Source organism: Megasphaera sp. AF13-6AC (genome assembly GCF_027685385.1).
GTDB lineage: Bacteria > Bacillota > Negativicutes > Veillonellales > Megasphaeraceae > Megasphaera > Megasphaera micronuciformis.
In genome coordinates, this window is the sequence record NZ_JAQCUN010000050.1 from 1 (window position 1) to 8,836 (window position 8,836).

Annotated in this window: 8 protein-coding genes; all 8 read left to right on the plus strand. The window is 45.6% G+C overall.

The genetic code is table 11. The annotated features are described in order from the left end of the window. Window positions 1-973: iron-containing alcohol dehydrogenase (locus tag PGX78_RS04155; RefSeq protein ID WP_270445510.1), on the plus strand; the 973-nt coding region annotated here is incomplete at its 5' end. A 376-nt stretch (window positions 974-1,349) separates the two neighbouring features. Continuing rightward, the gene (locus tag PGX78_RS04160) at window positions 1,350-2,501 is read left to right on the plus strand and encodes a double-cubane-cluster-containing anaerobic reductase (RefSeq protein ID WP_270445511.1); all 1,152 of its coding nucleotides are present in this window, start codon (window positions 1,350-1,352) and stop codon (window positions 2,499-2,501) included. 31 nt (window positions 2,502-2,532) lie between these two features. Further along, on the plus strand, window positions 2,533-3,624 hold the full coding sequence (locus PGX78_RS04165) for a uroporphyrinogen decarboxylase family protein (protein ID WP_270445512.1): 1,092 nt from the start codon (window positions 2,533-2,535) through the stop codon (window positions 3,622-3,624). Further along, window positions 3,624-4,529 (plus strand): uroporphyrinogen decarboxylase family protein, encoded by a 906-nt coding sequence (locus PGX78_RS04170; protein ID WP_270445513.1) that lies wholly within the window; start codon window positions 3,624-3,626, stop codon window positions 4,527-4,529. Before PGX78_RS04165 ends, PGX78_RS04170 begins: the two co-directional genes overlap by 1 nt. Then, complete coding sequence (locus PGX78_RS04175) at window positions 4,519-5,169, plus strand: corrinoid protein (RefSeq protein ID WP_270445514.1); 651 nt, start codon at window positions 4,519-4,521, stop codon at window positions 5,167-5,169. Before PGX78_RS04170 ends, PGX78_RS04175 begins: the two co-directional genes overlap by 11 nt. A gap of 1 nt (window position 5,170) precedes the next feature. Beyond that, on the plus strand, window positions 5,171-6,742 hold the full coding sequence (locus tag PGX78_RS04180) for an ASKHA domain-containing protein (protein WP_270445515.1): 1,572 nt from the start codon (window positions 5,171-5,173) through the stop codon (window positions 6,740-6,742). Between the two features lie 307 nt (window positions 6,743-7,049). Then, on the plus strand, window positions 7,050-8,054 hold the full coding sequence (locus PGX78_RS04185) for a methionine ABC transporter ATP-binding protein (RefSeq protein ID WP_270445516.1): 1,005 nt from the start codon (window positions 7,050-7,052) through the stop codon (window positions 8,052-8,054). Then, on the plus strand, window positions 8,055-8,720 hold the full coding sequence (locus tag PGX78_RS04190) for a methionine ABC transporter permease (RefSeq protein ID WP_270445517.1): 666 nt from the start codon (window positions 8,055-8,057) through the stop codon (window positions 8,718-8,720). Window positions 8,721-8,836: the final 116 nt, after the last annotated feature.

Sequence of the window (8,836 nt, forward strand, 5' to 3'; positions counted from 1 at the left end):
GCTGATTCTTGCAGGGCCGACGGCATGGAAGGTTAGCGAAGAAAAGATTGTTCGCGGCATGAAGGACGCCGGAGTTAACCATGTATTGCATATTTACGGCGGGTATCCCAGTAAACGTCAAATTGATGAAAATGCGGCCCGATTTAAGTCCGAAGGTTGTGATCTGATCATTGGTGTCGGCGGCGGACGTATGATGGACTTGGCAAAGGCATCGGCAGACGCTTGTGCATGTCCTGTCATCAATGTGCCGACGATTGCGGCTACATGTGCCGCATATGCACCGCTCAGCGTAATCTATACGGATGAAGGCCGTGATCCGGAATATTGGTGGTTTGAAAAAGAAGTGGATGCTATTGTTGTCGACGAAACGATCATGGCTCATCAGCCAGCTCGTTATCTGGCAGCCGGCTCGTTAGATGCCATTGCCAAGTTTGTGGAAGTGCATCATAATCGAGGGGCGTTTACACCTACGAGTGTCCCCGTTGATGTATATGCGGCTTATCACAGTGCGGCTACAACGTATGAACTGTTGAATTTGTTTACGGAACAGGCCTGTGCCGATGTGGTTGAAGGCAAGTTGACAGAGGCTGTTCATACCGTCGTTTTCTGTAATATCGCTTTGACGGGAATTATCAGCAGTATGACGAGAGGTCGCGGACAGGCAGCCTTGGGTCATTCATTTTATAACGGACTAAAGACCTGCTTCTTTGACGAAACGCACGGGTATAAGCACGGTGAATTGGTCGGTACAGGCCTTTTGGTTCAAACGGCTTTTGATAAAAATGATGAATTACGCAGTGCTGTTATGAGTCTTTTGAAAAAGTCGAATTTGCCCGTAACCTTTGCGGAATTAGGCATTACCGATAAGGAAAAAGGGGTTCGTAAATTGGCCGATTATATGGAAAACTATGATGGCATTAAGGATATTCCTGAAGGGAAAGAACGCTTGATTGCCGCCTTGGAAACTCTATAAATATAAAATAGAAAGAGTCGCCTCGAAGAGAGGCGGCTCTTTTTAATATGGGAAAATACAGTATTGCGGAAAAAGTTATATATAAATATATACCGCCATGTTATAATTAAGAAAAGAAAATAATAAATCAATAATAAATTATAATAAATTAGCTGGTGCACATAAAAAATAATTATAAAAGACCGGTTTAATATTCTGTTTTTCCATATGTACATAAATTTTACGGACTTATTCGGCGTTAAAGGGAAAATGGGAAAACACGGTAAGAGTTCATTAATATAGAAAAAAGCAATGAAATTGCCAATGTATTTCATATTATCGGAAAGACACGGCAAAAGATATAATAAAAACAGTCGTTATGAAATGAGGTAAACGTATGGAATTGATTAAAGAACTGCCTGAAGTCTTTGAAGAATTTGCAGAACAACGGAAAAACTCCTTTTTGGCCGTTAAGGAAGCCAAGGAAAAGGGAATTCCCGTTGTCGGCTCATATTGCACCTACTTCCCGAAAGAACTGCCCATGGCTATAGGAGCGGCAGCCGTCAGCCTTTGTTCCATGTCGGGTGAAACCATAGAAGTGGCGGAACAGGACTTGCCGAAAAATCTCTGTCCTTTAATCAAAGCCAGTTACGGTTTCGCCAAGACGGATAAGTGTCCGTACTTTTATTTTTCCGACTTGATTGTCGGCGAAACGACTTGTGACGGTAAGAAGAAAATGTATGAACTCATGAGTCAATTTAAAGACGTATATGTTATGCAGTTGCCGCAATCCCAAGATGAGCGAGGAAGAAAATTCTGGCGAGAATCGTGCCTTGAATTGAAGAAAAAATTAGAAGAAAAATTCGGAACCGTTATTACAGACGAAGCAGTCCGCAAAGCTGTACATACGGAAAATAGCGTGCGTCGGGCCCTGCAACGTTTTTACGGAGTTATGAAGCACGATCCGGCACCGATTACGGGGCTTGAACTGTTTCGCGTTCTCTATGGGAGTACTTTTAAGTTGGATCGCTCGAGCTTGGCAGATGAGCTGAATGCCCTTACGGATAAAATTGAAGCTGAATATGCGGCCGGAAAGAGATTGGATAAAAAGCCTCGTATCCTCATTACGGGCTGTCCTATGGGCGGTGCTACGGAAAAGGTCATTGAAGCCATCGAAAATAACGGCGGGGTTGTCGTAACCTATGAAAACTGTTCCGGTGCAAAAGCTATTGAACGGGAAGTCAAAGAAGATACGGATGATATTTACGGGGCTATTGCCGACCGCTACCTCGGTATCGGCTGTTCCGTTATGACGCCGAATAACAATCGCTTCAAGCTTTTGGATGAAATGATAGATGAATACAAGGTTGACGGTGTTGTTGAAATGGTACTTCAGGCCTGTCATACGTACAGCGTCGAATCTAAATCGGTTCGCCGCTTTGTTACTCATGATAAAGAGATTCCGTATATTTACATTGAAACGGATTACTCCAAGACGGATGTCGGACAGTTGAATACTCGTCTGGCCGCCTTTGTCGAAATGCTTTAGAACCTAAATAAAGTATAGAGGAGACGATACGATGGAATTGATACGCACGGAGATGACGCCGAAAGAACGAATGACGAAGTATATGGCCGGTGAAAAGGTAGACAGGATCCCGACCATCTTGAGCTCCGGCGAAACGAGTCCCATTAATTACGGGATTCAAAATAAGGATTATTATTTTGACTCCGACTTGATGGTAGAAGTGGAGTCCCGAATTGCCGAAGATTACGGTGCCGATAATATGGGTATGGGTATCGGGTTACGCGGCATTGCCGAAGCCTTGGGGGTGCCCTTGGCCTTTCCGTTGAATAATGTATCCCATGTAGACGGCCCGGCAATTACTTCATATGACGAATTGGACGGAAGAAAAATCGTAGACATTCATAAAGACGGTCGTCTGCCCATTTTATTGGAAGCTTTCAAAAAATTACAGGATAAGTGGGGCGATACGTACATTATCGATACGGGCCTTGGTTCGTGTTTCACCTTGGCCGCTTTTCTCGTCGGTACGGAGAAGTTCCTGAAAGATATGATTAAGCGGCCCGAAGAAACGGAGAAGTTGTTGCAATACGCCAATGATAATATTGTGGCCTGCTGTGAACAGTTATATAAGGAAACGGGTATTATCTCATCTTTGGCGGAACCGATTATTGCCCGTAATCTCTTGTCTCCCCGCCTCTTCAAAAAGTATGCTGTTCCCTATATGGGACAGTTGGTTAAGCGGTTGACGGATGTATATGGAGAAGCCCCGAGCCTTCATGTTTGCGGCTCTACGGCCGATCGTTGGGAAGACTTCGTAAATTGGGGGATATCGGCTTTTTCCGTTGATAATTGCGAAAATATGGAAGACTTGAAGAATCAATACGGAGATAAGATTGCCGTAGTCGGAAACATTGACCCCGTCGACCTTTTGCGTAACGGTACGACGGATGATATGAAGCGCGAAGTCATTCGTTGCTTAAAAGAAGCGGGTGATACACCGAAGGGCTTCATTCTTATGCCCGGGTGTACAACTCCTATCGGTACTCCGAAAGATAATGTCGTAGCCATTATGAACTACGCGGCTATTTACGGTAAGGGTGCACAAAAAGGAAAAATGCCCGAAGGAATGGCAAAGGTGATGTAATGGTCGGTGAAATAAAGGATTATCCGTGCTCGTACGGAACGAAAGAGGAATCGATTGTCGGCGTTGTTAAGGCCTGCAACCTTACGGTTCCCGAGGTGTATAAGGACGGGGAACAGATGGCTGAATTGGCTCGAGCTGTAAAAAGAACCACCAATGACGGCGTTGTCTATCTGCCCTTCGACCATGCCGTAGAAGCGGAAGCCTTGGGGGCTGTCGTGAATTACGGCAGTGAAACGGTGGGGCCTCGTACGTCCGGCTATATTTGTGACAAGTTGGAAGAGATTTTGGATTTAGGTACCTTAGATACAAAAAAAGGTCGGCCGGCACAGGTGTTGAACGCTTGTCGGATTTTAGCAGAGCAGGGAGAAACGGTCGTTCTTGAGGTTGTAGGTCCCATTACGATATTAAACGGTCTGATTGATTTGCGAGCCGTTTTTAAAGGGATGCGAAAAAATCCCGAGTTAATGGAAAAGGTCTTTCGTAAAATAGAGGATGATTTGTCTTCCTATATGCAAGCTGCTGTAGCGGCAGGGGTAAAAATTATCAGTTACGGCGATGCCGTCGCTACCGTGCCTATTATGGGGCCGCGCGTATTGAAGAATTATACGGAAATGAATGTCCTTCCCTTTTTAAGACGGATGGAAAGCGAACTGGAACATAAGGCGCTTATTCTCCTATGTCCCAAAACAGCGTATGCCTTGGAAGGAACCGAGTCGGCCTCTTATAAGCCTTTAGGCATGCCCCAAGGCACACATCCTACTTATGAGGACGGGTGGTTGTTTGCCATAGGTAAGTTCGGATTTATGGGGCAAATGTGTATTAAAGCCGGTAAACGACGAGTTCCGGCAGAAAAGCTTTACGGAATTATATTGAAAGATGAAGGAGACGAAGATCATGAGCAGTAAAGATGCGTTGTTACAGAGATTGTCGGACGATGTATTTGAAATGGATGATGAAGATGTTGTCGATGCGTGCCAAGAATATATAGACGGAGGCTATGAAGCTCTGGATGGTATTATGGAAGGCCTTGTTGACGGCATGGGAAGAGCCGGAAAAATGTATGAAGAAGAAGAATACTTCGTTTCCGATATTCTTTTGTGTGCCGATGCCATGTATGCCGGTGTGGATATGTTGAAGCCCCATTTGGAACAGGACCTTACGGCAGATGAAAAGACGGCGGTTATCGGCGTTATTGAAGGCGATACACATGATATCGGTAAAAACCTCGTTAAAACCATGTTGGAGACGGGAGGCTACAAGGTTGTCGATCTCGGTAAAGACGTGCCGTTGGAGCAATTTGTCGATTCCGTAGAGTCGGAACATGCTGATGTACTTTGCATGTCGACGCTTATGACGACGACGATGGACGGCATGGGTACAGTGGTCAATATGCTTAAAGAACGCGGCCTGCGTGATAAGGTTAAGGTCATGATCGGCGGTGCTCCCATTACACAAATATTTGCGGATAAAATCGGTGCCGATACCTTTTCGCCCAACGCCGTCGATGCGGTAAAACAGGCAGATAAACTGACGGGACGCAAATAAGATGAAAGTACAATTGTCCGGAGGGGACGACCGCAACCTGATGGAACGGCTTTTAGAGAAACAAATTCCGTTGGCTAATAGTTGTAACGGTAAGGGAACGTGCGGTAAATGTAAGGTAAAGGTCGTGTCCGGGACGATAACGGATGTGACGGATACGGAACGCCGTCTATTGACGGAAAAAGAGGTGGCCGGCCGTATGCGATTGGCCTGTATGACTAAGGCCCGGGGCAAAGTAGTCATTGAAACGGGCGAAGTCGAAGAAGACCATGTTTTTACGACAGGCGGCGTAGAAGGCCATTTTAAGCGTGATGCAGATAAGCACGGCTACGGTTTGGCAGTGGATATCGGTACGACGACGGTTGTGGCTACGCTGGTCAATATGGATGACGGTACGGAAGGGCCAACATATGCTCAGATCAATCCGCAGAAGACGTACGGACTTGATGTACTGACCCGTATTACCTATGAGACGGAACATAAAGAGGCGGCTATCTCGCAGTTGCAAAAAGCCATTGTTCAGGGTTTAAATGAAGCGGCAACGGCAGTTTGTAATGAAGCGGGAATAGAAGTTACGGAGATTACGGAAATTGACGTAGCCGCCAATTGCACGATGCTCCATATGCTGGCAGGTGTCGATGCGAGGCCTATCGGTAAGGCTCCGTATAAGCCGGTCTTTACGGACGGACGGAAGCTGAAGACTCAAGTCTTGGGTCTTGTGGGCGCAACCGATGCGACTGTGTATTTATTGCCTTCCGTATCGGCTTATATCGGGGCGGATATAGTAGCAGGTGTTTACGTTTGCGACTTGCGTCATGCATCAGGCAAGACTTTGTTTATAGACATAGGGACAAACGGAGAATTGGTTCTGGAGGCGGGCGGTAAGATGTACTCCTGCTCCTGTGCTGCCGGCCCGGCTCTGGAAGGTATGAATATTACATCGGGCATGAGAGCTGCAAAAGGCGCCGTTGAAGATGTGCATATCGGTCCTGAAGGAATTCGTCTTGACGTTATCGGTGGTGACGAGCCGCACGGACTGTGCGGCAGCGGTATATTGGCCGTTGTCAGAGAACTGGTGAGGAACGGCCTGGTTACGAGGCGAGGGGCCTTTGCTAAGCCGGAAGATTTCGAAGTCGGTGATTATCGTCGGGATATATTGCGCTATAACGGAACCAAAAGAGAAGCGCTCTTATATAGTAGTGGTGAAACAGAGCTGCTTGTAACGCAAAGTGACGTGCGGCAGGTTCAACTTGCCAAAGGAGCAATTCGCTCGGGGATTGAAGTGCTATTGTCTCACGGCGGGTTAACCTATGAAGATATAGATAAAGTTCTAATTGCCGGTCAGTTCGGGGCACACTTACCGGCAGAATCCCTTCTGCAAATAGGCTTGTTACCGCCCGTTACGGAAGATAAGCTCGCCTATGCGGGAAACTCGGCCAAGTCGGGGGCCGTAGCAGCCTTGTTATCCGATGAGGTAAAAGAAGAGATGGAAGCCTTGGCTAAACATATTCAATATATAGAATTGGGCAGCAGTGATAATTACGAACGCCTTTTTGCCAAGTGCTTGTTGTTTTAGTTGAATCGCCCCGCGTAAAATGTATATGTATGAAAAATAACTGTGTGCTATAAATAAAGAAAGACACTAAGAACGGATTGTGCTTTTAGAAAGCTCAGTGAGTACCCTCAATATACTTGAGACTCACTGAGCTTTTATTATTGTATTTAATAATGAGCGGACTATACATAAAATAATCTTATTGGGAGGGGGATATTTACAAATGTTATAATTAAACTCATAATGATGCCTGGAAATTATGGCTTTTCGAGCACTGCTGTTTGCTTTTTTATAATAGCAATTGACAGCCGGTGGAGGAGGAATCTTTTTGATTGAAATTAAGAATTTACAAAAGATGTGGACAAACGGGAATGTCGTTTTGGAGGATATAAACTTATGTATTGCCGACGGTGAGATTTACGGGCTGGCAGGGCGTAGCGGTGCCGGTAAATCTACGTTATTGCGGTGTATAAACGGGCTGGAATCATTTTCGTCGGGAACCTTAACGGTCAATAACGTAGCAGTTAACCGACTGAATAAAGAAGAATTGCGGCAGTTTCGCAAGAATATCGGCATGATATTTCAACAGCCGTCTATTTTGGAACGCAAGACCGTATATGAAAATATCGCCTTTCCTATGAAGTGTTGGGGCGTTCCCGAAGCGGAACGTCGGGCTAAGGCGGAAGAGTTGATTCATTTGGTTGAACTGGATGAGAAAAGGGATGTAAAGGCCAAGAACCTTTCGGGCGGACAAAAGCAACGCGTTGCCATTGCCAGAGCCTTGACTCTCGACCCGTCCGTCCTGTTGTGCGATGAAGCGACGTCGGCATTGGATCCGAATACGACCCAGAATATTTTGAAGCTTTTAAATAAAATTAATAAGGAGCTTCATATTACCATCGTCATCGTTACGCATGAAATGTCCGTTATTCGCGATGCGTGTACGAAAGTAGCTATTTTGGAACACGGAAAAATCGTAGAAAACGGGGACCCTGCCGATATCTTCAGAAATGATTCGCCGGCCTTGCGACGTTTACTGGGAGATGAACGATATGTGCCGCAAGGCGATACGAATGTGGAAATTACGGCGACGGCAGGAACGCAGGATGATACGGTGATGGCCCATATGGTAGCCGACTTGCACTTAGTGTATAAGATTGTCGACAGTAGGACGGAACACTTTAAGACCGGATCGTTTTCCAAGTTTGTAATCACCTTTGATAGCAACCGATTGCACGAGGTGGAGGGCTATTTAAAAGACCGAAAAACAGAATATCGGGTTCTTAAAAAGACCGCTTCGCAAGCAAACGACGTGAAAGGGGATGATGAATAGATGAGAGATATTTCGTGGAGTGAAATTTTTGATCGTATCATTATTCCGTCTATCGCTAATACGTTGGAAATGCTGTTCTTTTGCTTTATATTTTCGAGCATTTTGGGTTTCACCGTTGCCGTGGCTCTGTATATGACACAGCCGGGCGGATTACGTGAGAATAAGGCGATCTACAGCATCTTAAACGGCGGTATCAGTATTTTACGGTCCTTTCCGTTTATGATTCTCATGGTGTCCATTATTCCCATAACTCGAGTTATTACGGGCAGCAGTATCGGTTGGGTATCGGCACTGATTCCCCTTACCTTTGCTTCGACACCGTTTATGGCACGCATGATTGAAAACAGTATTAAGGAAGTAAATCCTGCCTTGGTAGATGCGGCGAAATCCTTCGGCGCATCGGATTGGCAGATTATCTTCGGCGTCGTCTTGGCCGAAGCTTTACCGTCCTTGATTACCGGCTCGATTTTATCGATTATTCACGTACTGAATCTGACAACCGTTGCAGGAGCTATCGGTGCCGGCGGCTTGGGGGCCTCGGCACTGCAATACGGGTACCAGTCTAATAATGATAAGGTTATGTATTCTATTATAGTTATTCTCATCTGTATGGTTATTTTGATCCAGTATACAGGTGACAGAATATATAAAAAAATTAAAGAATAAGTGTGTAATGGAGGAAGAAGATGAACAAAAAAATTGCAGTATTGACCGGTGCGGTTCTCATGGCTTTTGCTATATTCATTGGCGGTTGCGGGACGAGTAGTAATTCCGCGGAAAAG